Below are 719 nucleotides of genomic sequence, written 5' to 3'. Positions count from 1 at the left end.
GCAGGGCCGCCGCGCGGCGGCTCCGCGACGGGGCCGGGCCTTCGGCAAGCCTCCGCACCGTCAGAGATCGTGCATCAGGACGGTGCGGCGCGCCGAAGAGCGCCGAGCATCCGGCGCCTCCCGGCAAGCGCCGTTCGATCGGGAGACGTCGAAACCGAGATGTCGCCGGAAAACCGCCGGGAGATCGCAGGATATGATCGGGACGCGGCGCTGCGATCCACGCCGCGAGGCTGCCGGATCCTGTGACTGGCAAGGCGGGAACCAGGTCATTCGATAATGTGCTGCAATCGAGACACGATCACGGCCCCGGCGGCATTGCGATCGGACGCAGCATCACGGTCGTCACGTCCGGACGATCTGCTCCGGTCGCACTCCGCGGGTGACTCTTCAGACGCATTAACCTCCGGTGAGGAGGTCGCCCCCTAGGATCCCACGCGGCGAAGCGAGGGAGCTTGACGTGCTTGGCAGGTCGCGGGGAGCGGAGGCGATCCGGCGGTTCCGGCGCGAGCAATCCGGCACGACGGCGATCGAGTACGCGCTGGTCGCCGTCCTGATCTTTCTCGCCCTGACGGCCGGGCTCTCGGTCTACGGCAACTCGGCGGGCAGCCTGTACGGCCAGATCAGCAACCGCATCCTCGCCGCCCTCGGCTGAGGGAGGCGGGTTCACTCCGCCGCCAGGCCGAGATTGTCCAGGCACTGCCGGATCTGGCCGGCCAGGA

At 69.0% G+C, this 719-nt stretch carries 1 protein-coding gene; it reads left to right on the top strand.

Annotated features, from left to right (window positions below; genetic code table 11):
- Nucleotides 1-457: 457 nt before the first annotated feature.
- On the top strand, nucleotides 458-652 hold the full coding sequence (locus tag VQ02_RS33385) for a Flp family type IVb pilin (RefSeq protein ID WP_048448578.1): 195 nt from the start codon (nucleotides 458-460) through the stop codon (nucleotides 650-652).
- Nucleotides 653-719: the final 67 nt, after the last annotated feature.

It is taken from the genome of Methylobacterium variabile (assembly GCF_001043975.1).
Lineage (GTDB): Bacteria > Pseudomonadota > Alphaproteobacteria > Rhizobiales > Beijerinckiaceae > Methylobacterium > Methylobacterium variabile.
This window is presented reverse-complemented; position numbering and strand designations above follow the sequence as displayed.